Below are 24,468 nucleotides of genomic sequence, written 5' to 3'. Positions count from 1 at the left end.
CGTCTCGGCGAGAGCGCGGCAGCTTCGTCGGGACCAGCCGATACCGGCCTCGCAGGAGCCGAAGACAAAGGAGGTCCCAGTACGGGAGACCGGCCTGCTGAAGGCGGTGAATCTGGTGTACTGGGCGGGCTGTGGCTGCTTCCGGCAGTCGCGGCGAAGGCCAGCCCAAACTCCAATTGGGCTGGCCTTCACTGGTGGTGTCGGACGCGGGTGCGGGGCGGGTTCAGCGCTAGCGGCGCGTGCCCGGGATGCGCGGGTGGCACCAGAAGCAGCCGGGGCCGTGGTCGTACGTCGCGCGGGAGTGGGCGATCAGCAGCGGCGTGGCCACGACGGTGGCCAGGGCCACCAGGACGAGGACCATGCCGATCACGTACTGGAGCGTGCTCACAGGACGAGCTCCCATCGGTCGGGGCGGGGTAGCGGCGCGGCCTGGTTGGCCGCGTTGTCTCACGAGACGTTCTTGAAGCGGGACCGTGCGATCTCAAGACGGCGGCCGGCGGTGGCCCGTGAGACACCGAGGATGTCCTTGGCCTCGTCGACTGAGACGGTGTCAATGCCCTGCCGCCGGTACATGAGGCTCAGCAGAGAGGTGACCTGTCCTTCGATCTCAGCGTCCCTGGCGAGGATGGGGCGGTTCGTCTCAACCGACCGCAGCGGCAGGGCTACCGTGCCCCCGGTGCTGGTGGTCGTCTCACGCTCTGACCTGCGGGTCTCACTCGTGTGAGACGTCGTCTCAGTCGTGCTCACCGGGGCCCCGGTCTCACCGGGTGCCGTCTCAAGGGCCCACCGTGTCTCACCCTCGCCTGTCTCAACGGAGGGGGCCGGAGCGGTGCGGGGGTGGGGGACCGTCTCACAGGGGGCGGTGAGATCGGCGGAGCGGGCGGTGCCGGTCTCACCGGCGGCCCGGGTGCGGTCCGTCTCAACCGGCTGCGCCATCGTGGCCGTGCCGGTCTCACCGGGTTCCTTGGTGATCTGGTGGATCCGCCACATCACCCACGGGGCGATGGCGGCGACCGAGACGATCAGCCACCACAGCGGCTTCAGCTTGTCGCCGACGGGCGTCTCAACGCCGACGAGCCCGGCAGCGGCCAGGTGGTAGGCGGCGTTCGCGGCGACCATGAGGATGAGTGCGGCGGCGACGTCGCGGTGCCGGCGGAACGCCTGCACGACGTACACGTCGATCGCCAGCGGCAGCGCCCAGGCAACCTGCCAGGGCCAGCCGGACAGCTTGGCCAGAGCGAACTCGCCGGACGCGGTGAGAACGATCGTCGCGCCGAGCGCCACGCGCGGGCCCCAGGTGTTGACCAAGTTCTTCCTCTGGGCCTGACGTGTGATGAGCGCCTGCGCCTGGGCCACTTCCTCCCGGGTGGCCGTCAGCTGCTGCTGAGCGCTCTGCTGCTCGGCCCGTGCCCGGGAGCGGACCGCGTTCGCCTGCTCCTCGGCCTCGGCGACCAGGCGGGCGGCTTCCTTCTCGGCGACCGCGATCCGCTCGGCGGCGGCAGCCTCCGCGCCGGTGATAACCCCGGCGGCCTTCGCCTCGGCCAGCGAACGGACCTTCAGGACCTCGTCCTCGGCCTGCTCCTGCGCCGCCTGAAGCGTCTGCTGCGCCTCCGTGCGGCGGTCATCGGCGTCGTCCTCGGCCTCGCGCAGGACCTCGCGGGCCTGGCTGCGGGCCGCGTCCAGGATCCGCGCCGCGTCCTCCTCGGCGGCCGCCACTCCGTCCCGGGCCTGTGTGCGCAGCTGGTCGGAGTCCTTCTCCGCCTGCTCGCGCATCTGGGCCGCGGCCTCGCGCCGGGCCTCCGCGTCGGCCTCGGCCGCCGCGATGAGGTCGGCGGCCCGCTCCTTGGCCTCCTCCACCAGGTGCGCGGCGTGCGTGGCGGTGGCGTCGGCTTCGCTATGGGCGCGGGTCTTGTCCTCCTCGGCCTCGGCGCGGATCTGCTCAGCCCGGGCGCGGGCCGCGTCCACGATCCGGCCGGCCTCCAGCTCGGCTTCGGCCTGGAGCTTCTCAGCGGCCTGGCGGCGGCGGGCCAGGGTCTGCTCAGCGGCGGCCAGGTCGCCGTCGGCGATCGTGCGGGCGCGCTGCACGGTCTCCTCCGCCGCGGTGATCTGCTCGTCGGTGAGCTTGCGCATCCGCTCGGCCTGCACGGTGGCGGCCTCGAGGATCGCCTCCGCCTCGTTCTGCGCCTTCAGTGCGGCGGCGTCCGCGTCGTTGACCTGCCGGCTGGCCTGGTCCACCAGCAACTCGGCCTCGGTACGGGCGGCGGCGAGGAGCTGGTCGGCCTCGGCGCGCGCGGCGGTCACCAGCGCCTCGGTGTCCACGGCCGGAGCAGCGTGGGCGGCGGCCGCGGGCTGTTCAGGCGCGGTGTCCACGGCGGTGGTCGTTCCGGTGTTCTCGGCGGGCTGGTCGACGGTCTTCTTCGTCGGGGTGGTCTTCGTGGCGGGCCGGCGGGCGGGGCGTCGGGTGGTCACAGCGGGGTCCTTTCTCGTGGCGCGCTCCCTGCGTCTGCCGCCCGGGCGGGGGCCGGGCGGCAGACGCAGGAAGGGAGGGGGAGACGGTGGCCGGGTCAGCCGCGGCGCGGCGGCAGTTCCGGGCGCCTGGAGGCGGTGGCGGTCTGCTGCGTGAGCCAGGCGACGGCCGCCGGGGTCATGTCGGCGGCCGTGCCGGCGTTGAGGGGGGCGGTGTCGATGTCGCACATCGCGTCCTCCGGCGGCAGCAGCCGCATGTAGCGGCTGCGGGCCTTGGTCACCAGGCCGCCGGTCAGGACGGTGAGGGTGTAGCGGATCTCCCCGTTGGGATAGGGGAAGACGTCGTCGACCCGGCAGACGAACGTGTGGTTCGCCTCCCCCTTCCAGAACTTCTCCGGGTCGCGGTAGAGGACGAAGTCGTCGCGCTTGAACCCGGCCGCCAGCGCGGCCACGGTGTCGGTGTAGGAGTGCATTCCTGCTCCTTGCGGGTCGTGGACCGGGCTGTCCGGCTCCCCTTCACCGCCCGGCCCGGCCGCCGGAGTTCGGCGTCGGTGCGGGCGGATCAGGCAGCCGTCAGACCGTGGTGAGGGGGCGGTGCGGGGCGATGATCTGGCCCCCGGGAAGCAGTTCACCGGTGTCGTCGAAGAGGACCAGCGCGTTACACAACAGGCTCCAGCCCTGTTCGGGGTGGGAGGCGATGGTGTGCGCGGCCTCGCGGTCGGGGCTGTCGGCGGTCGGGCACGTCGGCCGGTGCGTGCACAAGGACTCCGGCATCCGGGTCGTGCCGGTGATGGCGGTGGTCGTCGCGGTGTCGAGCTGGGTGCTGCGCTGCATGAGGCTCTCCTTGCGAGGGCGGGCCCGAGACTCTCCCGGACCGACGGCATGTGGAAGGGCGGCGTCCCTGGGGGCGGGCGGCCGGTACGCGGCGGACCAGGGCTGCGATCGAAAACTTGTCTTCCGGGCCCGTCAGGCGGGACACCGGCAATCAGCTCTGGCCGCGCCGGACGAGGGGCGGGTGGATGTCGGTGACGCGGTGGCCGGCGTCCCAGGCGGCCGTCGCGGTGAACACGGCGGCCGCCAAGAGTGCCTGGGTGAGGGGGTGGGTCAGGCCGCGTACGGCGATGGCCCGTACCGCGTGGTGCTGTGCGGTGCGGGCGGCCGGTATGTGCAAGCCCTACTCCTTCTCGGGCTGCGGCTGCGGCGGCGCCCCGCAGGCGCAGGGCTCGTGCTTGACGGACTGGTACGGCTTGCCGTCCGCGCCGGTGGAGTTCACGGTGACCAGGGTCGGCGGGTGGCCGCAGCCGCTCACCGGACCGTGCCCGTCGCGCTCGGCGACGGGGCCGGAGCGGCGGCGTTCTGGCCGCAGTGGCAGGTCCAGAAGCCGCACAGCCCGCAGGCGTCGTCCGCCGCACGGAACGACAGCGTGGTGAAGGAGAGCAGCGGGGGCCGGACGTAGCCCGGGGCCATCTCGGCGAGGGTGCGCCGGGCCCGGCGCCCCTCGGGGATCCAGGCGTCGTCCCGCTCGGCCATCGTGAGCAGCAGGCTGCCGACCTGGTGGAGGGAGTCGGTCTCGTCCCGCTCGTAGCCGCGGGAGTCGTCTTCGCGCCGGATGTCGTCGATCTTCCCGGCGCGCGGGGTGAGGGTGGTGGTCATGCCGCGACCTCCCATCCGGTACGGGCGCGGCGGGCGGAACGGACCGCGGCGAGGTCGGCACGGAGCTCGTCGACCCGCTCGTTGTGCTGCGCCTGGAACTCGAGCCGGCGGTTCAGACCGGCCGCCCGGTGCAGCTTCGCGGTGAGGTCGGTCAGCTTGTTCCACTCCTCGCCGCTGGCGGTGTCGGCGGCGATGGCGGCACTGATCCGCCGGGCCTGTGCCTTGCGACGCGCCGCCAGCTCGGTACCCGACCGTCCGCCGCGCACCATGTCGTCGTGGTTGGTGCCGTCGCCGTCGCGCAGGGCCAGCTCCTCGCAGGCCGCCCGGGCCGGGCAGCCGTGGCAGAAACGGAGCGCCTCGGTGCGCTGCTCCTGCCAGACGAGCAGCGGCGCACCGTCACCGCGGAAGAACATGTCCGGATGGGCCCCGACACATCCGGCGCCGGCGTCGACCTCGGCCTGGAGGACCGGCCGGCGCATCCGCCGGGCCTGAGTAGATGTCATCCTGTGCATGTGCGTCTGCCCTTTCTGGAGGGGGACTGCAGAGCCGAACCCCCGGGGGCCTAAGCCCGGGGGTTCGTCGTTTCTGGCTGCTGTACGAGCAGCCACGGCCCCGGCCGCCCCCTGGCACTGCGGGGCGGCCGGGGCCGTGGTCGTTCGTCCGGGGCTGACTGGCGAGAGTCGGACCGTGGGTGGTGGTGTGGGTCAGGCGGCGAGTGCGGACCTGCGGCAGCGGACGGTGTACGCGACGACGCTCTCGCCCTGGGCCGGTGCGGGCAGCGCGGCCCTGACTGCATCCACTACGGCGGTGTACGTGGGCTGGTCCGCAGAAGTCAGGGGACGGCGCCAGACCGTGGCCAGGTGCGTGTAGGCGGCGCGGGTGAGCTGCTCCGCGAGGACGTCTCCCGCGCACCGGTCCTGGTCGACGTCGGCCAGGGCGTGAAGGACGCCGGTGGCAAGGGCGCGAACTGATCGCCGGTCTCCGGCGGTCTGGGGGACCGTGGCCACCGGGGCGCCGGCGGGTCCGTCGACGGCCCGACCCCGGGTGGTGGGGATCGCGTCGGCGGTAACCGTACGGGCGGCGTCGGCCTTGCGGGCGGCGGGCACCGCACGCTCCCACTGGGAGCGCCGGTCGGCGGGCCGCTGCTGGGGCCGGGCGACCTTCAGGGTCTGGACGGTGGCGCGGCGGTGACGGGTGACATCGACGGCGAGCCGCTCTTCGCTCGCCCACTCGCTGTACTGGCGGCGCCAGGCGTAGTCGGTGATGTCCACGTCGACGAGGCGGTTGCTGGAGCCGCAGCGGATCGCGTCGGCAACGCCAGCCTGGCCGGTGTGGTGCGGGACGAGCTTGAGCAGGTAGGTACCGCGGTGGGGGGTCACGGCCACCCAGGTGCCGCAGTCCGGACACACCAACGAGATGCGGCGGGTCTGCGTGGACTCCACAGTCCGCATGTCGATGTGTCCGGGCGACAGGGCCGAAAGGGCGATCGCGTCGAGGGGGCTGACGCGGGAGGTACGGGTGCGGCCCTGGCGCTTGGCGGCCTTGGGCATGACGAGCTCGGGCATAGCGACTCCTCGGCAGGGGGAGGGAGGGCTGTTTGCGGGGCGGATGCTCTCTCCACCCACCAGGCCCCCGGCCAACGCCCGAGTCCTGGCAGACAGACAGCGCATCAGCGCTGAGGTCGTACAAGCAGTCCTGCCAGCCGGGGGGTTTGATCGTGCTACCGCCTCCGACCACCGCCCAACTCCGAAGAGGCGAGCCGCAGGAACCGCGATGGTGCAGTGGTACGTACGTCTTCGCTGTTGACGCCGGGTAGGCGACCAACCGTGTCGACGTGGCTAACCTAACCAGTACATTCGCTACCGTGTCAACCAGGTTGGGCAGGCTATCTATCCGAGCGAGGTGGCTCTACGATGTGGCTCATGACGGACGAGGCCATGCAACCCTTCGAGCGCATCGCGCAGGACGTACGCGAACAGGTTCGCCTCAGGCAACTCAAGCCTGGCGACAAACTCCAGAGCACCAGGGAGTTGGCGAACAAGTACGCCGTCGCGCCCGGAACGGTGCAGCGTGCCTTCGCCGAGCTTCGACGGGACGGAGTCATCTACTCCCACACGGGCCGCGGGAGCTTCATTCGCGAGAACGCCCTCGATGCGCTGGCCGACCCGACTGCACAGACCATCCGGCGCCTTGAGGAACAGGTCGCCGATCTGACTGCGCGCCTCGAACGTGTCGAGCAGAACCAGGGCAACGGTTCGGCTCAGTCCTGAGCCCGACCACGACGCCCTCGTGCCTCGTTCTCCTGTAGCGGCAACCACGGTGTCCCCCCGTTCGTCATCGGCATCACTTCGACGGAGATCAGCTTCGGGGTCGCGGGCGTCTCGGCGAGATGTCCCGGCGTGGAAGGGGTGTCGCAATAGCGTCGCAACCGGGTTCTTCCTGCCTGGCAACAAAGCGTCATGGGGGTGTGTAGTGATCGCAGTCGAGCAGTGGACAGGCGAGGAGGCACTGCTGTTGCGATCAGTAATGCGCGCGTCGGTGCGAGGATTCGCCGCCCATCTCGGGATCAGCCCGCGGACGGTTTCGCACTGGCAGAGGAACCGGACCAGCGTGTGCCGTCCGCAGATGGCGCAGATCCTCGATACGACGCTGAACCAGTGCACCCCCGAGGAGCAGGAGGCGTTCCGCCTTCGCCTGGCGAGCCTTCACGGCACCGCCGTCGCGGCGGTGGGCCTCGATACTCCGCAGCCGACGCCTTGCACCGTCGTCTCCCACAAGTTCCTGCCGGCCTATGTGGGCGAACAGATCGCCCCCCTATACGCCGGCGGCGCTCCCGCGCCGTCTGGCCCGGGGGGCTTGGAGCGACGGACCCTTCCGGCCGGACACCGATCGGCCCAGTCGTCGGCGGTCCACGTCTACGGGTGCGGCGTCGCCGTAGTGCACCTGGAGGAGCATCACCGCGTCGAATCGCTGACCGATCTGGCGGTGTGGCGATACCGCACGTATCTGCAGGAACCTGACTGGGCAGGCAAGCAGATCACGCAGCTCATGAAGCTCCACTCTGCCGATGAAGCACCCCATCATGAGGTGCCCGCGCCCCAGTACGTGCTGTCGGTCTACGAGCTCCGCGAGAACTCCTGGACGGGTGCGGGCCTAGACACCGCGCTGCAGCTCTTGGCCACGCCCTCTGTTCTGGTCAACCGACAGGATCCGGAAAACGTCGTCTCGCTAGGGCCGCACGTCGAGGCCGCGAAATTCCGGGAGGGCTGGTCTCACGCCGAGGCCGTTCCCTTCGGAGGTGGCGTCTCGCGGGGTGTCGCCGGATGGTCCGGAGTCTCCTACCATCCTCAGCCGGATGAGCGCGCCCTGACGACAAGCCAGATCGTCGCACTGGAGCTGGACGTCCAGGCGTTGTGGGCGCTCTCCTCCCACGTCCTGCACACCGTCGAGGACGGACACGACCCGGTGATGCCGCCCGAGTACGGCTGGCGTTTTCTGCGGAGTGCGTACTACCGGCTCACAACCGCGCGTCCCACCGAGACGGCTCAGCACCGCGTGATGCGCGAAGCGATCTTGACCACGAGCGAACTCCCCGATCGGCTGCGCGCCGCTCAGGACGCTCTCCGAGACAGCAACTCTTGATGGCCATGGGAAAGGTGGACGGGTTGGACCCGAGATCGACAGCGCTGCTCGTGATTGACGTACAGCAGGGCTTCGTCAACCAGCACAGCCGCGACGTCGTCCCGACGGTCGTGCGACTGGTGTCCGGCTGGCGAGCAGCCGGCGCTCCGGTGGTCTTCACCCGGTTTCACAACGCGCCAGGCTCGCCCTACGAAACGATTTCCGGTTGGAAGCGGCTGCGCACCGCCGAGGAGCAGGCGTTCGTAAAGGACCTGGCTCCCTTCATCGACGACTCGGCCCGGATCATCGACAAGTCCCAAGCGTCCGTCTTCACGCCCGAGGGATCGCAGCTCATCCGGAACTCCGGCTGGACTGACCTGGTGCTGTGCGGCATCGACACAGATGCCTGCGTGTACGACTCCGCCACAGCGGCCTACCAACGGGGCTACCGTCCGTGGGTCGTCACCGACGCGTGTGCCTCCAGCGGCGGCTCCCAGTACCACGAGGCGGCCTTGCTGCTCGGGGCCCGGAATCTGGGCGCCGCGCAACTCATCACCAGCGACGTCGCTCTGTCCCGCATCAGCGGCACCGGGAGAATCCAGTGAGTACACCTTCGTTCGACGCCGACGTCCTGGTCGTCGGGGCCGGCCCCGCTGGCGTGGCGGCCACCCTCATGGCCACCAGCCTCAACATGACGGTCCTCGTCGTGGAGGCCGACAGCATCGGCGGCAAGCTCCAGACCATCGGCGCGCTGGAGAACGTCTCCGGCAACTGGACGACCGGCCCTCAGCTGGCCGACGCCTTGGCCGCGGATCTGTCACGCCTCGAGCAAGCCGGCCGATGCTCGCTGGTCCGATCTCGCGCCGTGGGGGTCAAGGGGCACTCCGACCGAGCGGAGGTCATCCTCGCGGACACCCAGGTGCTCAGCGCGCGGGCGGTCGTGGTCGGCACGGGCGTGACCGCGATGGCGCCCTCCGACACCGACTGGATCAGCGCCGCCCCTTCGCTGGCCACGCCTCCGCTCTGGCGCGCCAAGCCCGAGCAGATCGGTCCACGGACCTACGTGCTTGGGGGTGACAGGCCGCTCGGCACCTGGCTGCGAGCGCATCCTCAGTCCTCCGCCACGCTCCACGTTCTCGCCCCACCGACCGACGACTACAAGCTGGCCGAAGTATCCGGTGATGATCGAGTTCGGATAGTTCCGGTCTCCCACGTCTCCCTCTCGCAGCCAGACCACGGCGACGGCTTCACGGTGGAGGTGAAGGATCGCCAGGGGATTCACCGCACCTACACCGCAGCTTCGGTCCTGGCGAACCTCGGCAGCAGGCCAGCAGCCCTGAAAGGGCTCAAGGTGGACGAGAACGGCTACTGCCCGCCAGAGATGCAGCATCCACGGATCTTCGTGGTCGGCGACCTGCGGTCCGGCCGCTACCAACGCATCACCACGGCGCAGGGGTCCGGGGCTGAAGCGGTTCTCTCGTACTACTACTCCGTCGCCTAGGCCCTGTTTCTCGGATCTCCTGACGTGAGTGGGTTGTTGGGGTCAGGCTCTCTGTATGGGTCGAGGAGATCTGACGAACGCGGAGTGGGACCGGCTGGAGTCGTTCTTACCTCCCGGTGGTGCCCGTGGGGGCCGGTGGAGTGATCACCGCCGGGTGATCAACGGGGTCCTCTACCGGGTGCGGACGGGCGTGCAGTGGAGGGATCTGCCAGAGCGGTTCGGTCCGTGGGAGACCGTCTACAAACGTCATCGCCGCTGGTCAGCCGATGGAACGTGGACGATGCTGTTGTCTCGGATCCAGGCAGCCGAAGACGCCGCGGGCCGGATCGACTGGGACGTCTCGGTGGACTCGACGGCTGTGCGGGCCCACCAGCATGCCGCCGGTGCGAGGAAGACACCGGCGGCCGCGGTCTCTCAAAAGGGGAGTGTTCGGGGGACGAACCAGGTCGATCCGGTGTTGCAGAAACTGGTGGCCCGACTCGAGGAAGTGGCCAGATCGGCGAGTGTCTGGGACGTTCGCGCGGCGGATTCACCACCAAGATCCACCTCGCCGCGGACGGGCGATGCCGGCCCCTCGCCCTCGTCCTGACACCCGGACACTACGGTGACGGGCCCCAGTTCGAGCGGGTGCTGGAGCAAGTATCCGTGCCTCGTGTCGGAGTCGGTCGGCCCCGCACCCGACCTGACCATGTCCTGGCGGACAAGGCCTACACATCCCGGAAGAACCGCCGCTACCTGCGACGACGCGGAATCCGGCACACCATCCCCGAACGCCTCGACCAGCAAAGACACCGCAAGAACCGCGGGTCCCGAGGCGGCCGGCCCACCGGCTTCGACAGCGAGCGATACAAGAAGCGCAACACCGTCGAACGCACCATCAACCGGCTGAAGGGCTTCCGAGCCGTCGCTACCCGCTACGACAAGCGTGCCTACGTCTACCTCGGCACCGTCACCCTCGCCGCCCTCATCATCTGGCTCCGAACATGATCCAGGAAACAGTGCCTAGAGGACACGAGCACTGCTGCCATCGATGATCACCCAAGTGAGGTATGGTTCACGATATGGATCGAGGGTTGGGGGTTCACTAATGTCCGATGCTCTACGCCGAATTGACGATCTGGTGGACCACAATCCCGTTCTGCCGCCGCCTCACATCCGGCAGCGACTCCGTCTCGCTGCTGGACTGACGCAGGCCCAGGTTGCTGAGGCAATTGGGGTACGGGTGCTGGCCGTCAAGACCTGGGAGTCAGGCAAGGCGGTACCCCGCCAGCCTCACCGGGATGCGTATGCGCATTTCCTGCAGCGTCTGGCCGAGAAGTTCCCGGAGGTGGCCGATGCTGGCTGACCTGACGCTCGCAACCGCCAACGGGCATGCTGACGCCAGCCTCCGGTTCAAGGGGGATGGGATGACCTAGGGCCATCGACCGTGCGCGCCATCGGGTGGATTGCCGTCCACCTCGGCCTCGCGCGGCCCGTCCGCCGTCTGGAAGAACATCCAGGACGGCCGCTCAGCTCCCCACGCCAATGGGGTCTGAGCAGCGGCTCATCGAGCCGCACTTCATCTAGACAACGGCCCTAACCAGGCCACAAAGAGGGCCCTAACCAGGTCCGACCGCGGGTCCCCCACCACAGGGGCTCCGCAGCATCACCGTTCGATTCGCAGGGTCGAGATCCACGAAGGGAGGTCGCCGCTGGTCTTCGTTCGGAGGCCCGTCCACTCCTCACGGAGCGGGCGGGCCCACATCCCCACATAGAAGCGATCGCGTCCCGCAAGGGGGCCGGTCTCGATTTCTGCATGGATAGGTGGACGAGTTCATAGTGCCCGATCTGGTGTCCCCTGAAAAGCTGAGCCCTGCTCGTTTCGCCGCGAAGCGAACGGCAGAGCGCCGGTTTGCTCCTATTTTCACCTCTTATAAGGCCCGTCGACTGAAAGAGGCTCTTCCTGGACAACCCGCGCCTCGTCGTGTAGCCGAGGCTGGCCAGTGAGCGCCGCGGCGCCGTCGGCCGTCGTGACGATCCCGGCTCCGCGCACGTCGGCCGACGACATCGTCGTCTCCGTGTTGCCCGGCCTGTATGTGCCGGAGGCATTCCAGTGGCTGTCGACGTCGTCGGGCCGGGTCGCGCTGGACGGCTACTCCTGGATGCAGGCGGTCCACTGGGTCGCCGGGGCCGGGCTGTACGTACCGCGGCGGCACCGGTCGCACGGGCCACGCACGTTCGGGCTGTCCACGGTGCGGGTCGCCCAGGAGCTCGCGCTGCTCTTCCCGTGCCGTCCGGGGATCGGCTACCTGGTACGCCGTACGGGCTTGTCGGAGCGTTCCGTGGAGTACCACCTGGGGATGCTGCGGGAGGCCGGGCTGCTCGCGTACGTAGTGCGGGGAACCCGGGTGAAGGGCGAAGCGGCGCAGGCGAGCGAGTTCGCCCGGATGATCCCCACCGAGTTCGACGTCGCGCTGGGCATCCGCACGGTACTGCGGGACGAGGCGACGCCCGCGTACACCCGGGCCATGACCGGGATCGCGGAGGCCGGCCGGGAGCTGATGGCCAAGCTCGCGAAGCAGGCAGCCCGGAAAGTCCGCAAGCCCCGAAAGAAGGCCTCCAAGACCTCGTCGAAGACCTCCGGGACGGGGGCTGCTGAGGGCGCTGAGACGGTTGTTTCGGGCGGGGCCCGTTGCACCCCAATGCAGGTAGGTACCTCAAGTTCTCCTTCTGCCGGTACTACTTCGCTGCCCTCTGAGACGACAGGCATCGCCAGCGGGAAGAGCGAGTCGTCCACCAGGAAGAAGTCCGGCGCCACGGCGCGTCGTGGGGTCAACCGGGTCGGGCGCCGCTACCAGCTGGCCGCGGACCTGATCCGGGAGATCCCCTGGCTCGGGCGGGCCTCCACGCCGCGGATCGCCTGGGTCATCCGGCACGTTGCCGACGCCGGCTGGAGCTCGGCCGAGGTGCGGGCGTGGCTGCATGCCCGCGGCGAGGTCGACACTGTCCACCGCGCCTCCGGACTCCTTGCCACCCTGCTGCGCGGCGCCGAGCAGACCGTTGCCACCCCCGAAGCCCGCGCCGGGATGGTCTCCGACTGGCGGGACTCGAAGGCGGCGGCTGCCCGGCGCCACCAGGAGCTCGAAGCCGTCCCCCAGGGCCCCCGCAGCCAGGCCGCGAAGGCCGCGTGGCTGCCTTACCTCGCCCTCGCCCGCCCGGTGGTTCCCGCCGACTACGACAAGACCGTCGGCATCCTCGTCGACCAGAACGTCGACCTGGGGCTCAGTGCCCAGGAAGTCGCGGATATGCGTGCGGCGGGTCGGGAGGAGTACAGCTACGGCCAGAGCTCCATGGTCCGCACCACGATCACGACCTTCGGCCGGCCGGCCGCGGAGTACATCCTCGGCGCCGAGCTCGTTCACCGCGCTCTGAACATCCCCCGCCCCACCCGCCCGATGGCCCTCGCTCGCCGGTAAGGAGAAAGCTGGATGTCCGACTCCATCAACCGCGCGCAGGCTCCGTCATCCGGTGTGGACCTCGCCCGCCAGGCCCTCGCGGCCGCCCGTGCCGCCGCGCAGCAGCGCGGTGACCGCCCCTCCGGATCCCGGAAGGCACAGCGCAGCCGGCTCGCGCGGCGGCAGGATGGTCGTGAGCCCGTCGGATTCGCTGCCCTGCTGAGTGACCTCGTCGCTGATCGGGCTTGGGAGCTCCCGGCAGCCGGCGCCTCGCTGACCGATCAGTGGCAGAGCATCGCGACCGACCTCACCGGATACGTGGACCTGGCCGGGTACGACGCAGACAGTGGCGAGCTCGCCGTGCGCCCTGTCTCCAGCGCGTACGCCACCGCCGTCCGGCTGCGGACCCCGCAGCTGATCGCTGCTGCGAACACGGCCATGGGCAGCCCCATGGCGGTCCGCGCCATCCGCATCCTGCCTCCCGGAGCCACACCCACGCCGGTCGTGCTCCGGCCTGGCGCAGGTCCTGCCGGGCCGCCCGTCCAGGCCGCTGCCCCCGCGGTGGAGTACGAGCAGCCCGCTGGCTACCGGGAAGCCGTCGCCCAGCACCGCGCCCACCGCTACACGGAACCCGGCAACCCCCTCATTTCCCAGGCCCGCCGCGAACAGATTCGCAACCGGATCCTGGAACCCGAGAGTGCTTTCGCTCAGGGACAGGCCGAGGCCCAACGCCTTCGCGAACAGGCTGAGCGGCAGCAGGCCCGGGGATCCTCCGAAGCTCATGCGCTGGCCCGAGCCCGAGCCGAGAAGGCCGGACTCACTCAGCTGCCCTTCCAGGCCTCGCCGCCCGCGTCCCGGCACATGGAGTTCAGGACCGGCTGAAACCCTGTCCAGCGCGGATGTTCCGTCGCAGCGAAGGCTGAGCGTTCTCACCGTCCGCTTCTTCCCCAGCGATCGTCAGCTGTGAATCGCGAAGGCGAGATTTCCCTGCTCCAGCTCGCGTACGAGGCTCACAGCCAGCATTAGTACCGTCAGCGCGTTCGCTGTGGTGTATTGACTGGCTCCGGCGGCGTGAGTAGTGGCATGACGATTGAAGGCGCTGGGGATGGGGTGACCATCACGGAATTCTTCGAGGCCTTTTACGATCGGCGCAAGGACGCAAGCGTGACGGAATGCCAGCAAGGTAGAGTCGTCAAGGTCAGCCTTGGGGAGTTTCCTGGTGACTTCCTTGTATTTGAACCATCCCGGTGTCTTCAACAATGGATCTGCGCGCCAAACTGCCCGGTAGACGGTGTCCCAGACCGAGGCTGCGAGCGCCTGGGCGCCTGCCGGTAGGTCGGCCTCAACCATGGCCAGGCAGTCTTCAAGCAGGGCAACCTGTTGCTGGAGACCTGGCTGGCTGACTTCACTGAGAGCCTTTCGGCACGCAGCTACGATTTCCTCGGTGTTCGCCTCCAGCACTCGCAGGCGAGCTCGCGCATCTGGCGCAGCCAGCAGCCCATGAATGACGGGGGCGGAAGGCACCCAGGCCAGTGGTATGCCTTCGTTCAGGACCGACACCATCACGGTGTAATCGAAAGATTCCCCTAGCCAATTACTCGGCAACGTCTTCCGAATTATGCCGTGAGCTGTGACCAACACATCGGCCAGACCGCGGAACCATTCCGGGTCGATCTGAGGTGCGATCGAGGAAAGAAAGGAAAGGTCGGGCATGTTGTCCCGGATCGTCTGCCCGTAGCGCTGGATATCGGCAATGACGGGTATCAGGGGACTAATTGCCTGCCTCAGGGCCTCTCGGGTGCGTGCCGCGTCGGCAGCCAGGGCACCAAAGACAACAGCTGCCTCCCGGATCCACTCGTCGGGCGGCGGCACGGCGTCTGCTTGAGCCTCAGAGTCCTCTGCTCCCTGACCCTCGGTTTCGTCAGGCTCGGAAAATTCGTTGTCATCATGCATCCGTCCATGGTGGAGCAACCATCTCCACAGAGCACCGCAATTCTCAGTCCCGCTCAACCCCTCCTGAGGAACAAGCGGCGCCGGTACGGGGCCGCCGGGCTGGCACTGTACTGTCTGCGACTGACCGACGAGGGTATGCATCGACGCATGAATCAGCTCACCCGACGGCGTTGGATCTATTCCCCCATCACTTCCTGGCAGGCCAGACGGCTTTCACGCACGACCGGCATCCCTCACGACGCCGCCTGGGTCAAGCTCCGCACGACCACCCACCCAGAGGAAGCGGTCTGGGCCGCCCCATCCGAGCCGGACCCTCAGGACCGCTAGGTGCAGCACGCCCCGGACCGACTGGTCCGGGGCTTCGTCATGTCGCAGACCGGGAGTCGCTCTCAGGCGTCTGGATCGTGTTCGTGCAGGCGGCGGGCGAGGTCATCGGACCAGAGCTGCGCCCAGGTACGCAGGGCGGCCATGGCGCTCTCGTCGAGGCCGTAGGCGGTGAACTCGGCGTCGTCGATCCAGTCAGCGCCGGCCAGGCGGCTCTGGAGGTCTTGGGGACTGAACCGGCCTCGGGCGTGGCGGCGGCCGAACTCTTCGAGGTCGGTGGTGGTCCAGCGGCGGGACGCGGCGTACACGTCGAGGAAGTCGCGGGCGGCGCCCCGGTCAGCGAGGGCGCGGACCTTGGTGCCGATCACGTCCTCCTCGGCGAGGACGGGACCGTAGGCGCTGTGGGCGATCGGCCGCCAGAAGACCTCCTTCAGCACGTCGACCTCGCACGCTTCGCCAGTGGCGGGGTCGGTGACCTGGAAGCGGGCGGACAGCGGGGCGATCTCGACCTCGGCGACCTGCCAGCCCCGCTCCGTGAGCCCTGCGCGCACGGCCTGGGCGATCTCGTCCATCGGGGTCGGGGACTCGGTGGCGAGGTCCAGGTCCTGACTGACCCGTTCCAGCAGCTCGTGCGCCTGCACCGCGTAGCCGCCGGTCAGGACCAGGGGATAGGGGGAGCCGAGCGCGAGCACGTCGGCGAGGAGCCGTGCGTGCAGTTCCGGCATCTTCACGCCGCGGCCAGCTCCCGGAGCTGAGGGAAGGCCTGCTCCCACACGCCCCTCACGCTCGGCCCGGCCAAGGTCCGCAGGACCGGCCACAGGCTGGCGAGCAGTTCAGCGTTCAGGAAGCGGCACAGGTCCTCGCGGGTGCCTTCGGCCAGGACGGTGCGGTAGAGGCCCATGCGCTGGCGGGGCTGGTCGAGGTCGAAGGCGCGCAGCCCGGACCAGGCCACGTGCAAGGGAAGCTCGATGACTCCGTGGACGGGCCCGGTCAGCGCAGACAGGCTCGGGGGAAGCCGGCGGGCAAACTTCAGCCTGTACAGCACGGCGTCGTCGAGACCGGGGTTGGAGACAGTCATGCTCCGAGTATCCACCGGACCGGCGCCGTACGGGTCGATCCTCCCGGGCCGCGGTCTCGTCGATGTCGAGCAGACCCTAGTCGCTGGTGTTCCCTACAAGCTGCTGCCGCGGGTGGATCGGGAGCGCCTCACCGCCCGGTTACTCGGTCGGAAGCGCGGGACCAGTGCCGTAGGGTGGTGTTCACCGACGCGGGGTGGAGCAGCTCGGTAGCTCGCTGGGCTCATAACCCAGAGGTCGCAGGTTCAAATCCTGTCCCCGCTACCAACGCGACAGCCCCCTCGACCACCAGGTCGAGGGGGCTGTTCGCATTCAACGCCCGCGTGTGCCGTGAAGACGGCCGAGTGCACGCGAATCGGGCGACCCTACTCGCCGGGCTTCACCTTCACGATCTTGATGTCCGTGGCGCCCTCGGCCTCTAGACCTGCCCTGCGGTGCTCGGCGCTGGGCAGGTCGTAGCTCACCGCGGACACCATGGCCTTGCCGTCGCTCGCGCGTACCCGCTTCACCCGGTAGTTGACCATCGCTACGCTCCCTCGTCCGCTCCGCAGTCGTCGGCCCAGATCAGCGGGCCCTGTCTTTGCAGCCGGTACGGATATCCGCCCGCCCCAGACCGACCGGATCTCATCCAACAACTTCGGGTAGTGCTCTCCGTACGTGCCCAGCGCATCCCAGACCGCATCCAGAGCCGCTTTGAGCGGGTCGGGTTCGGCAGCAGCGCGTACGGCGGGGAGAGCGGAATGCGGCTGTGAGATGGGCCCACGGACCTGCGGTGTGAAGGCAGGGAACACGAGCTCGGTGTACACCATCGGTGCCTCGCTGCCCGGTAGCCGATCAGGCCTGTAGCTCGTCTCCCCGTCGCTCTCTTCTGCGGTCTTGACCCACACCAAGCCTTCCGGCAGCGGGGGAAAGTACCGCCCCCGCTGGGGCGGTACTGCCCCGAGAACATCCGGACCCGGTTCGAGAGGGGTGGACTCCAGAGCCTCTCGCATCCGGGCCGCGTCGTCGAAGGGGGGCGGTAGCGGATGCCCTTGCGTCAACGCGGCGAGCGCCCCAGCGACCCACGGCACATCGGCCAGGCCCGCCACCTCGCAGGCCCGCTGAGCGGCGAGCACCGCCACAGCACGCAGGACGGCCGGGTCCGCGGCGCCGAGGTCGTGGACCAGGTTGCTGTCGAAGTCGAGCAGCCCCAGGACGTTGCTCTCTCGGGCACGGCGCAGCGACTCACTCGGCAGTCTTCCGCCCCAACGCCACCTCTCGTAGTGCAGGTCCGGATCCTCCGTGACCCCGACCTCATCTGAGACCAGCTTGTGCACAACGCCCCCCGTTCGGGACGGCCTCTGAAATCCCGGATCTGCCGTCACGTCTTCCGCATCATGCCGCAGGCCACTGACACCCCGGGGACACGGGCCGGGGTGATGAGGCCGAGCGGTCGTTCATGTCCGGTCGTGTAGTAGCGGGTCACAGCCGTGCATCCGGCACAGCCGCCTGCTCAACCACTTGTCCGTGGAGATCGGAGGGTGGCTAGGCGGAGCGCCCGGCCTAGCTACTGCGCGCGGGTGTGCACCCACGCGCGGTGTCCCGTTGCCGGATTTCCCCGTGCCGCTGTGGATGCCCCAGCTACCGTCGTATACCCGTTGGGGGCGGAAGAGGGTGGGGTCGCCGATGGCGATGATCGTGGTGGGGTTCCGGCTGGGCCGCGCGGCCACCGGCAGGCAGGTGACGGTTCTCCTCACGGAGTCCGGCGTGCTGCACCGCTCCCACGGCGTATACGGGCAGCCGCCCAAGCTCGATCCGCCGAAACTGCCGCTGCGCTACCTACACCCCGACCTGTCGTGGATGAAGGGCGAACACATCCTGACCGGCCCAATCAGCTCCCTGCGCGACCTACACGTCGCGGCCACGAAGAGGGGCTACACCGAGGTGCTCATCGCGCCGGCGTGCGTACGCCTGGACGTGGAGGAGCACCCGCTACCCCCGCGGGGCAACCCGCGCGCTGCCCGGCCGCACCCGCAGCTCACCGAGGCCTTCATCGGGACCGCGCCCGACACCGACCAGCCCCTGGATACGGCCGTCGACGAGTTCCGCACCACCCTCGGCCTGCCCGTCCGGCAGCGGAACATCACCTGGCAGCCCCGCCAGGCACCGGTCCCGCCCCGGGTCGCGGCCATGATGCGGACCCTCGCCCACGGCGAGGCGATCGCGTCGCCCGGGCGCCTGCCCGTGGGCTGGAGCGTCACGTCCGAGTCCGTCACCCTGCGCGTGGACCGGACCGCCGAACCGCTCGACCGGCCGGCCGTACTCGAGCTGCAGGCCGCACTCACCGCCTGGCTGCGCCTTACCCAGCCGCCGGCCTCGTAGCGGGACCGACGGCGTGGGCGTGGGCTTCTGCCCGGGCTGGTCAGCTGGCGCGCTCGAAGGCGATGGTCGCGTTCGGGCAGTCCGCGGCGTACCGGAGCAGCGCTTCGCGCTCGGCCTGGTCGACGGCGAGGCTCCAGCGGTGCTTGGTGGCTACCCACTCGCCGATGTACCGGCAGTGGACGGCGGGCGCCGGCATCCAGGTCGCCGGGTCCTGGTCGCTCTTCTGACGGTTGGAGCGGGCGGTGACGCCGACGAGCGTTACGTCGGAGCCGAGGTCGTTGGCGTACCGGCGGCGCCGCTCGGTCGTCCATCCGTAGCCACCGGAGTCGTGGAGTTCAGCTAGGGGTACGAGGTGGTCGATGTCGATTCCGGATGGACCCTGGACCAGGACGTCGTCGTAGTACGAGTGCCAGACGCCGCCGGTGAGGGTGCAGCCGGCACCGACCGTCGGGGCCTCGAGAGCCTCCGCGATCAGCACGTCGTTACGGGCCGAGCAGCCGTTCTTGTCGTCGTCCTTCCAGTGGGGGTAGAGCTCGCGCTTGTAGCCGTCGCGGATCTCCTCGGCGATCGGCAGAGAGGTGATGGCCTCGGTGAGGGTGTACTCGTCGGCGTACGCGGGCGTCGGGGCGAGAACGGCGAAGGCCAGGGCGGCGGCGCTCAGGCCGCGGGCAAGATTCTTGATCACGGACAGGTACTAGCGCCCCGCCCGGATCGGGATCGACCCCGAGCCGAAGGATCTCACTCCGCCGGGGGAGCGAATTCACCGAAGAACCGATCATGCCCAGCGCCGGACTTGGCCCCCGCGGGCCACGAGCTCTTCGTTGTCGAGGAGGTCGTAGTAGCTGGTGATCATGACAAACAGGGCAGGGGAGCGCCCGACCTAGCGATTGCTCTCCTCTACGAAACCCCCGGCGACGTCGAGCCGCCCTGTCCCAGGACCCGCCGGCCCTGCGGCTGGACCACCGACTGGTCCCCGCCCCCGACGACCACCACGCTGTCGGCCCCAGCCTGTTCGACGGGCAGCAGGCGCTGCGCGGTGTTCTCGGAACGCGTGGACATCCCGGTTGCCGGACCGTGCCCCAGAGGGCGGCGTGTGGTGCTCATACGAAGAGTCTGCGGGTTCCGCAGAGGCAACTTCCCATGACGACACCCTGACCGTGGTGGGTGCTCGGATATACGAGGTCGCTGTGCGCTGTGCGTTTCCAATGGAAACGGCGCCCCGTTCCGTGGGTAGGCGTCGGAGCGGAGCTGGTGGTTCAGGGTGAGCGCACAGGGCACTTCGACGGCGACACCCGCGTTCTGGAGCTGGCCGGCGGCGCCCCAAAGACCCGCGGCTGCGGTGAGCCGCTATCCGGCCGTCTTCTCGCGGCTTGCCTTCGCGGCAGCCAGGCACGGAAGACACAGGCTGCTGGCCCCGACCCCATAACGGCAACAGGGCTGGCGGCACCTCGCGCACGGGCCGATCTGGGCGGGGGCGCAGGTCAGTACGGGCTGTCTCACGGGAGGCTGGGGCGTGGTCATGATGTTGTTTCCTTCGGGTCAGGTCTGCCGGGCAGGAGCATCGTCCTGCCCGGAGCGGGGCGGGTACCCGCTCCGGCGAGGGTGGCGGGGCGGATGGTTCCGGGTCCGTACCGGGCTCGCGCGCGGTCGGTGACGGCCTCGACGGCCAGGGCGCGGTCGTTGGTGGGGTCCAGGCTGAGCTGCTCGGCGGCCTCCGCTGCCGGGCGGAGGTCTTGTGCGCGCAGGGTGATGGTGCGGACGCGGGCCCGCTGGAGGCCCAGGAGGTCGTAGAGCTCGTAGGCGGCGCCGGCGAGTGGGCGGGTATGGGCGGTGGGTTCAGGCAGCGTACGGCTACGGCTGCTGGTGGAGCGGTCGGCGTACCGGATGGTGAGCGCGAGTTGCCCGGCGATCTGCTGCTCGTCGCGGAGCCGGCCTCCGAGTTCCTCGGCGACGGCGAGGAGGGCCCGGCGGTGCTCGACGGGGTCGAGGACGTCGTGGTCGAAGTCCCGTTCCGTGCTCATGGACTTCGCGATGGGCTGGGGTTGGACGGTGCGCAGGTCGTGGCCGTGGGCGTGGGCGTGGAGGGAGCGGCCGGTGGCGGCGCCGAAGATCCGGGTGAGGGCGGGCAGGGGTGCGTCGGCGAGGTCGCCGATGGTGTGCAGTCCGTAGGAGCGGAGTTTGGTGGCGGTGGCGGGGCCTACCCCGTGGAGGGCCGCGACGGGGCGCGGCCGCAGCCACGCTTGTACGTTGCCGGCCTCGATGACGGTGGTTCCGCCGGGCGGGGTCGTGGCGGCCGCCATCGTGGCGAGCATGCGGGTGGGGGCGATCGCGCAGGTGGTCTGTACGCCGTGGAGGGCGAGGGTGCGCATGCGCAGGAGCGCGGCGATGCCTTCGGGGTCGCGGTCGAAGTAGCGGAGCGCGCCGGTGATGTCGAGGTGTGCGGCATCGGGCGGGATGGCCTGGACGCGTGGGGTGAGGCCTTCGGCGAGCGCGAGGAGCTGCTGGTACAGGTCCGGCTGGGCGCCCGCAGGCATGTGGAAATAGGCGTGAACGATGAGGCGCGAACTCATGGTGATCACCCCGCCGAGCCGGGGCTGGTGTAGCCGAGGGCTTTGAGGTCGGCGGCGCGGGTACCCGCGGGCTGGAGGTCCGCGTACGGATGCAGGCGAGCGCCGCTGAGCCCGTTCGGCAGGGTCCGCGAAGGTGCTTGCGCCGGAGTGCGGGCGGGCTCGCTCCGGCCGAGGAGGGCGAGGACCGCTTCGGGGCCGTGGTCGCGGCGGGCGGCGGCGAGCTCGTCGAGGTTCCAGACGGCCTGTCCGACGACGGTGCGGCGCGGCCCGCGGGCCTCCACGGTGCCGCGGACGAGGAGGAGTCCGCAGTGGAAGACGGTGTGGGCGACGGCGTCGTGGCTGTCGTCGAAGAACGCGATGTCGACGAGCCCGAAGCCGTCCTCCAGGGTCACGAAGATCACGCGCTTGCCCGAGGGGATCGGCGGGGTCTGGGTGGAGGCGCGGACGCCGGCGACGAGGACCTGCTGCCCGGGGTGCATCGCGCGCAGGTGGGCGGAGTCGGTGGCGCCGATCTCGCGGAGCAGCCGGTGGTGGTGCTCCATCAGGTGCTGGGAGACATCGATCCGCAGCACGCTGAGCTCGGCGTCCAGGGTCTCGCGGCTGGTCATCTCGGGCAGCCCGGACGGCTCTGCGGTCACCAGGTGTCCGTCGAGAGGGAGCTGGCCGTCGGCGGGCCGGGCGGCGGTGTGCCGGTGGAGTTCGGTGGTCTGCAGGAGGAGGTCGCGGCGCGTGAGCGGGCCGCGCAGGCTGTCGAGCGCGCCGATCTGCACGAGGCGCTCGGCGGTGGGCAGCGCGGGCCGCCCGCGCTGCCAGAGGTCTTGCAGCCCGTTGTAGGGCTGGCTGGCGGCGATCCGGGCCACCTGCTCCTCGCTGATCCCCTTCACCGTGGACAGCGAGAGCCGTACCGCCCAGGTACCGTCCGCCGTCCGCTCGACGCGGTGGTCGGCCGCGGAGGCGTTGATGTCCACCGGGAGGACGGGCACGCCGTGGCGGCGGGCGTCGGAGACGATCACGCGGGCGGGCCACATGCCGGGGTCGTGCTCCAGCAGGCCGGCGTACAGGGCTGCGGGGTGGTGGGCCTTGAGCCACGCGGACTGGAGGGCGGGCACAGCGAAAGCCACGGCATGGGCCCTGCAAAATCCGTACGCCCCGAAGGACTTCACGGTCTCCCACACCTCATCCAGGACGGCGGGGGAGTATCCGCGGGCGCCAGCGTCGCGACGGAACCAGCCCTCGACCCGGGGGAGCCGGTCGGGGTCGGCGAGGGCGCGGCGGGCGAGTTCGCCGAGGGCGCGGTCGCAGCCGGTCATCACGGCGAAGATGTCGATGATCTGCTCGTGCCAGATGGTCACGCCGTACGTGGAGGCGAGGACGGGTTCCAAATCGGGGTGGGGAAAGTGGGGGGCGGCGCCGTGGCGGGCGGCGATGTAGAGGGCGGGCATGCCCCCTCTGACCGGGCCCGGCCTGAAGAGCGAGATGTCGGCGATGACGTCCTGGACCCCGCGCGGCTGGAGCCGGCCGACGAGGTCCTGCTGCCCGGGGCTCTCCAGCTGGAACATGCCGACGGTGTCGCTGGCGCAGATCAGCGCGAAGGCGCCCCGGTCGTCGAGCGGTACGTGGTCGGGGTTGTCGAGGTCCAGCTGGCGGCCAGTGGTGCGGCGGATCTCGGCGACGGCGTGCGCCATCGCCGACTGCATCCGCACTCCGAGCACGTCGAGCTTGAGCAAGCCGAGATCTTCGACGTCATGCTTGTCGGCCTGGACCATGGCGTACTGCCCGCCCGGCGTCGGCTGCACCGGCAGTCGGTCCAGCAGCGAGACGTTGGAGATGATCACTCCGCACGGGTGCATGGCGTAGCCGCGCGGCAGCGCGTCCAGCCCCTCGGCGAGCTCCCACAGCGGCCCGAAGGAGGCGGCCTCGGAGGCGAGCTGCTTAAGTTCGGGGAGCTCGGCGAGGGCGCCGCGGATGTCGCAGGCCCGGATGTGGGGGAACGCCTTGGCGATCCGGTCCACCGTCTGCGGGGGCAAGCCGAGGGCGAGGCCGGTATCCCGGAGGGCGTGGCGGGCCCGGTAGGTCTCCGGCATCCCGGTCACGGCGGTCCGCTCCGTGCCGAAGCGCTCGATGATCCGGTCGTAGACCTCCAGCCGGCGTGCGGACTCCACGTCGAGGTCGATGTCTGGCATCGAGGACCGTCGGACACTGAGGAACCGCTCGAAGAGCAAGTCGTGTTGAAGGGGGTTGGCCGTCGCGATGAACAGCGAAAAGTTGACCATGCTGCCGGCGCCGGAGCCGCGAGCGGCGACCCGGATGCCCATGGCCCGGATGTCCGTGACGACCTGCGCGACCGCCAAAAAGTAGGACTCGTAGCCGAGCTTCCCGATCACGCCGAGCTCGTACTCCAGCTGCCCGAGCGCCCGCTGATCGCGGTCGAGGCCGCGGGCGAACATTCCGTCGGCGGCGCGCCGGCGCAGCAGCTCCATCGCTCCGCCTGGGCCCGGCCGCGCGCCGACGACGTCGGGCTCAGGGAAGTACGGGCGGCCGCCGATCCCGAGATCGGCACGCGGGTCCACGACGCAGGCCTCTGCGGTCCGGGTGGTTTCGGCGAGGAGCGCGGCGCTGCGGCCCGCTCCCGCACCGGAGGCCTCGGCGATCCGGTCGGCGGCCTCGCCCATCTCCGCGGATCCCTTCAGCCAGCGCTGCCCGCAGTCGAGCCGGCGACGGTCGATGGGACGGAGCAGCCGGGCCGAGTCCAGGACGTCGGCGAGCTTGTGCTGGCCGGGATCGGCGTAGCGGACCGCGTTGGTCAGGACCACCGGGACGCCGAGCTGGTCGGCGAGGCCGAGGGTGCGGGCGGCGAGCCGCAGCGAGCCCGGCCCCGTACCGGACAGCCCCCACCACACCGCCTCCAGCCGCAGGCCCCCGCCGACGACCTCGCGCCACGGCTCGATCAGCTGCTCGGCCAGGTCCGGCCGCCCGGCCGACAGCGCGCGCACCGGCTCCGACGACGGCCCCAGCATCACTACCAGGCCCTCGTCCGCGTACTGGCCGAGGGTCTCCCAGGACACCACCGGTGGCCCACCGTCCGCGCCCGCGTGCGCGGCGGAGACCAGGCGGCACAGCCGTGCCCACCCCGCGGCGTGCTGCGCCAGCAAGGTCACCCGCAGCCTCGGCTCCACCACGTGCGCACCACCGCGATCCGGGGTCCGCGGGCGAGCGGCGGCCGGGTGGGGCGGTGTCCAGGGGGCGACTGCGACATCGACGCCGAAGACCGGCCGGACACCAGCGGCCGCGGCGGCCTTCGCGAAGCGAACGGTGCCGGCGACAGTGTCCCGGTCGGTGAGCGCCAGCGTGCCGATCTCGCGCTCGGCTGCGCGTTGCACCAGGTCAGCAGGGTGTGAGGCGCCGTAGCGGGCTGAGTAGCCGCTGGCGACGTGAAGGTGGACGCCACAGCTCACGGTCCACCTCCAGCCGTCGCCTGTTTCAGCCGACCTGGCCGAATCTCTCTCGTC

Annotated in this window: 24 protein-coding genes, 1 tRNA gene and 1 pseudogene; 10 read left to right on the top strand and 16 right to left on the bottom strand. The window is 70.1% G+C overall.

Annotation, left to right across the window (positions count from 1 at the left end; translation table 11 throughout):
- Window positions 1-229: 229 nt before the first annotated feature.
- The 8 genes from ACFRU2_RS05135 to ACFRU2_RS05100 all read right to left on the bottom strand — a co-directional run bounded on the left by ACFRU2_RS05135 (window position 230) and on the right by ACFRU2_RS05100 (window position 5,684).
- The gene (locus tag ACFRU2_RS05135) at window positions 230-388 is read right to left on the bottom strand and encodes a hypothetical protein (protein WP_382967674.1); all 159 of its coding nucleotides are present in this window, start codon (window positions 386-388) and stop codon (window positions 230-232) included.
- Between the two features lie 59 nt (window positions 389-447).
- Window positions 448-2,469: a hypothetical protein gene (locus ACFRU2_RS05130; RefSeq protein ID WP_382967672.1), complete on the bottom strand. Its 2,022-nt coding sequence runs from the start codon at window positions 2,467-2,469 to the stop codon at window positions 448-450.
- Between the two features lie 95 nt (window positions 2,470-2,564).
- Window positions 2,565-2,939 carry a hypothetical protein gene (locus ACFRU2_RS05125; protein ID WP_382967670.1) on the bottom strand — a complete coding sequence of 125 codons (375 nt, stop codon included), beginning with the start codon at window positions 2,937-2,939 and terminating at the stop codon, window positions 2,565-2,567.
- Between the two features lie 100 nt (window positions 2,940-3,039).
- Window positions 3,040-3,228, bottom strand: coding sequence for a DUF5999 family protein (locus ACFRU2_RS05120; RefSeq protein WP_382967850.1), 189 nt, complete (start codon window positions 3,226-3,228; stop codon window positions 3,040-3,042).
- Between the two features lie 223 nt (window positions 3,229-3,451).
- Window positions 3,452-3,637 carry a hypothetical protein gene (locus tag ACFRU2_RS05115; protein ID WP_382967669.1) on the bottom strand — a complete coding sequence of 62 codons (186 nt, stop codon included), beginning with the start codon at window positions 3,635-3,637 and terminating at the stop codon, window positions 3,452-3,454.
- A gap of 134 nt (window positions 3,638-3,771) precedes the next feature.
- Window positions 3,772-4,119, bottom strand: coding sequence for a hypothetical protein (locus ACFRU2_RS05110; RefSeq protein ID WP_382967667.1), 348 nt, complete (start codon window positions 4,117-4,119; stop codon window positions 3,772-3,774).
- Window positions 4,116-4,622 (bottom strand): WhiB family transcriptional regulator, encoded by a 507-nt coding sequence (locus ACFRU2_RS05105; RefSeq protein ID WP_382967665.1) that lies wholly within the window; start codon window positions 4,620-4,622, stop codon window positions 4,116-4,118. The genes ACFRU2_RS05110 and ACFRU2_RS05105 overlap by 4 nt, the downstream gene beginning before the upstream one ends.
- A 201-nt stretch (window positions 4,623-4,823) precedes the next feature.
- Window positions 4,824-5,684 carry a hypothetical protein gene (locus tag ACFRU2_RS05100; RefSeq protein ID WP_382967664.1) on the bottom strand — a complete coding sequence of 287 codons (861 nt, stop codon included), beginning with the start codon at window positions 5,682-5,684 and terminating at the stop codon, window positions 4,824-4,826.
- A 357-nt stretch (window positions 5,685-6,041) separates the two neighbouring features.
- On the opposite strand from ACFRU2_RS05100, the gene ACFRU2_RS05095 reads away from it, so the two are divergent.
- From ACFRU2_RS05095 to ACFRU2_RS05060, 8 genes and pseudogenes are all read left to right on the top strand, one after another.
- Window positions 6,042-6,389, top strand: coding sequence for a GntR family transcriptional regulator (locus tag ACFRU2_RS05095; RefSeq protein WP_382967662.1), 348 nt, complete (start codon window positions 6,042-6,044; stop codon window positions 6,387-6,389).
- Window positions 6,390-6,591: 202 nt separating this feature from the next.
- A complete protein-coding gene (locus tag ACFRU2_RS05090; protein ID WP_382967660.1) occupies window positions 6,592-7,761 on the top strand; it encodes an XRE family transcriptional regulator in 1,170 nt (389 codons plus the stop codon).
- 5 nt (window positions 7,762-7,766) lie between these two features.
- Window positions 7,767-8,345 (top strand): isochorismatase family cysteine hydrolase, encoded by a 579-nt coding sequence (locus tag ACFRU2_RS05085; RefSeq protein WP_382967658.1) that lies wholly within the window; start codon window positions 7,767-7,769, stop codon window positions 8,343-8,345.
- Window positions 8,342-9,241, top strand: coding sequence for an NAD(P)/FAD-dependent oxidoreductase (locus ACFRU2_RS05080; protein ID WP_382967657.1), 900 nt, complete (start codon window positions 8,342-8,344; stop codon window positions 9,239-9,241). The genes ACFRU2_RS05085 and ACFRU2_RS05080 overlap by 4 nt, the downstream gene beginning before the upstream one ends.
- A 55-nt stretch (window positions 9,242-9,296) precedes the next feature.
- A pseudogene (locus ACFRU2_RS05075) lies at window positions 9,297-10,228 on the top strand (IS5 family transposase).
- A 43-nt stretch (window positions 10,229-10,271) separates the two neighbouring features.
- Complete coding sequence (locus ACFRU2_RS05070; RefSeq protein ID WP_382967655.1) at window positions 10,272-10,586, top strand: helix-turn-helix domain-containing protein; 315 nt, start codon at window positions 10,272-10,274, stop codon at window positions 10,584-10,586.
- Between the two features lie 637 nt (window positions 10,587-11,223).
- Complete coding sequence (locus tag ACFRU2_RS05065) at window positions 11,224-12,696, top strand: winged helix-turn-helix domain-containing protein (RefSeq protein WP_382967654.1); 1,473 nt, start codon at window positions 11,224-11,226, stop codon at window positions 12,694-12,696.
- A 12-nt stretch (window positions 12,697-12,708) separates the two neighbouring features.
- Window positions 12,709-13,557 carry a DciA family protein gene (locus tag ACFRU2_RS05060; RefSeq protein WP_382967652.1) on the top strand — a complete coding sequence of 283 codons (849 nt, stop codon included), beginning with the start codon at window positions 12,709-12,711 and terminating at the stop codon, window positions 13,555-13,557.
- Window positions 13,558-13,632: 75 nt separating this feature from the next.
- Here ACFRU2_RS05060 and ACFRU2_RS05055 read toward each other — a convergent pair whose 3' ends face one another.
- From ACFRU2_RS05055 to ACFRU2_RS05045, 3 genes are all read right to left on the bottom strand, one after another.
- On the bottom strand, window positions 13,633-14,628 hold the full coding sequence (locus ACFRU2_RS05055) for a hypothetical protein (protein WP_382967650.1): 996 nt from the start codon (window positions 14,626-14,628) through the stop codon (window positions 13,633-13,635).
- A 389-nt stretch (window positions 14,629-15,017) separates the two neighbouring features.
- Window positions 15,018-15,677, bottom strand: coding sequence for a nucleotidyl transferase AbiEii/AbiGii toxin family protein (locus ACFRU2_RS05050; protein ID WP_382967848.1), 660 nt, complete (start codon window positions 15,675-15,677; stop codon window positions 15,018-15,020).
- Window positions 15,678-15,679: 2 nt separating this feature from the next.
- Window positions 15,680-16,030, bottom strand: coding sequence for a transcriptional regulator (locus ACFRU2_RS05045; RefSeq protein ID WP_382967648.1), 351 nt, complete (start codon window positions 16,028-16,030; stop codon window positions 15,680-15,682).
- A gap of 188 nt (window positions 16,031-16,218) precedes the next feature.
- Here ACFRU2_RS05045 and ACFRU2_RS05040 point away from each other — a divergent pair.
- Window positions 16,219-16,295: transfer RNA gene (locus ACFRU2_RS05040), tRNA-Met, on the top strand.
- A 98-nt stretch (window positions 16,296-16,393) separates the two neighbouring features.
- Here the strand turns inward: ACFRU2_RS05040 and ACFRU2_RS05035 are convergent.
- Entirely contained in the window at window positions 16,394-17,344 is a 951-nt protein-coding gene (locus tag ACFRU2_RS05035) for a hypothetical protein (protein WP_382967646.1), read from the bottom strand.
- A gap of 349 nt (window positions 17,345-17,693) precedes the next feature.
- On the opposite strand from ACFRU2_RS05035, the gene ACFRU2_RS05030 reads away from it, so the two are divergent.
- Window positions 17,694-18,389, top strand: coding sequence for a hypothetical protein (locus ACFRU2_RS05030; protein ID WP_382967644.1), 696 nt, complete (start codon window positions 17,694-17,696; stop codon window positions 18,387-18,389).
- Between the two features lie 40 nt (window positions 18,390-18,429).
- Here ACFRU2_RS05030 and ACFRU2_RS05025 read toward each other — a convergent pair whose 3' ends face one another.
- The 4 genes from ACFRU2_RS05025 to ACFRU2_RS05010 all read right to left on the bottom strand — a co-directional run bounded on the left by ACFRU2_RS05025 (window position 18,430) and on the right by ACFRU2_RS05010 (window position 24,414).
- A complete protein-coding gene (locus ACFRU2_RS05025) occupies window positions 18,430-19,074 on the bottom strand; it encodes an HNH endonuclease family protein (protein ID WP_382967643.1) in 645 nt (214 codons plus the stop codon).
- A 212-nt stretch (window positions 19,075-19,286) separates the two neighbouring features.
- Window positions 19,287-19,493: a hypothetical protein gene (locus tag ACFRU2_RS05020; protein ID WP_382967641.1), complete on the bottom strand. Its 207-nt coding sequence runs from the start codon at window positions 19,491-19,493 to the stop codon at window positions 19,287-19,289.
- Between the two features lie 413 nt (window positions 19,494-19,906).
- Window positions 19,907-20,959 carry a hypothetical protein gene (locus ACFRU2_RS05015; RefSeq protein WP_382967639.1) on the bottom strand — a complete coding sequence of 351 codons (1,053 nt, stop codon included), beginning with the start codon at window positions 20,957-20,959 and terminating at the stop codon, window positions 19,907-19,909.
- A gap of 5 nt (window positions 20,960-20,964) precedes the next feature.
- Complete coding sequence (locus ACFRU2_RS05010; RefSeq protein ID WP_382967637.1) at window positions 20,965-24,414, bottom strand: DNA polymerase III subunit alpha; 3,450 nt, start codon at window positions 24,412-24,414, stop codon at window positions 20,965-20,967.
- Between the last annotated feature and the right edge of the window lie 54 nt (window positions 24,415-24,468).

Source organism: Streptomyces sp. NPDC056883 (genome assembly GCF_042788835.1).
In the GTDB taxonomy this organism is placed as follows: Bacteria; Actinomycetota; Actinomycetes; order Streptomycetales; family Streptomycetaceae; genus Streptomyces; species Streptomyces stoeckheimensis.
The sequence above is the reverse complement of the archived record's forward strand: the minus strand, read 5'-3'. Positions and strand labels throughout refer to the sequence as shown.